The 1059-nt window shown below is 66.4% G+C and carries 1 pseudogene; it reads left to right on the top strand.

What is annotated here, in order from left to right:
• Positions 1–75: 75 nt before the first annotated feature.
• Positions 76–1049 (top strand): annotated as a pseudogene (locus C6N31_RS42245) (IS5 family transposase).
• Positions 1050–1059 lie beyond the last annotated feature (10 nt).

The raw sequence follows: 1059 nt of genomic DNA, 5'->3' as shown, positions 1-1059 counted from the left end.
CTAGGGCGTGTGTGGGGTTGTGATCTCGTGGGTCCCCGGGCGGTAGGGGCGGGGGCTTTGGGGTAGAACGGTGGGGTGTCTCGACCTCAACTTTCGGATGCTGAGTGGGAGTTCGTCTCTCCGTTCCTGCCGGTCGGTGAGTACGGGCCGTACCCGGAGAACCTGCGGGCGCACTTCGAGGGCGTCGTGTGGCGGTTCAGGAACGGGGCGAAATGGCGGGAGTTGCCCGAACGGTTCGGGCACTGGTCGACCGTTTACGGCCGGTTTCGACAGTGGCGGGATGCCGGGGTGTTCACCGCGGTGTTCCAGGGTGCGATCGCCGAGGCGGCGAAGCGGGGCTTGGTGGACTTGTCGCTGGTCAGCGTGGACTCGACTACGGTCCGGGCCCATCACGATGCTGCCGGGATGATCGTGGAGCCCGAGATCCTGGACGCGTTGGAGAAGGCCGCCGCAGAAAAAGGGGCACCAGCCAGGAACAAGACGGACAACCGGACCCGGAGCGGGAGGAACGACGACGGGTGAGGCGTCGCCGCAAGGCCCGGCTCGCCGCCGCTGACCTGGGGCGTTCCCGCGGCGGACTGACCACCAAGACGCACCTGTCCTGCGTGCCGCAGTGCCTGCCCCTCTCCCTCAAGATCACCGCGGGGCAAGCCGGGGACAGTCCGCAGTTCATCCCCGTCCTGAACAAGATCCGCGTCCCCGGCCCAGTCGGTCGACCCCGCACCCGGCCCGACGCAGTCGCGGGCGACAAGGCGTACTCGTCCCGCAAGAACCGTTCCCACCTGCGTAAACGTCGGATCAAAGCGGTCATCCCCGAGAAGAAGGATCAGGCCGCCCACCGCAAGAACCGCGGCTCACGCGGCGGGCGGCCCGTCACCTGGGACAAGCAGCTGTACAAGCTCCGCAACAGCGTCGAACGCACCATCAACAAGATCAAGGACTGGCGCGGCCTCGCCGTCCGCTACGACAAAAAACCCGAAAGCTACCAGGCCGGACTCGAATTATGTGCCGGCCTCCTCTGGATCCGACACCTCGAATCACAGCCTTGATCACAACCCC

This window comes from Streptomyces fildesensis (assembly GCF_016107395.1).
Taxonomy (GTDB): Bacteria; Actinomycetota; Actinomycetes; order Streptomycetales; family Streptomycetaceae; genus Actinacidiphila; species Actinacidiphila fildesensis.
This window is presented reverse-complemented; position numbering and strand designations above follow the sequence as displayed.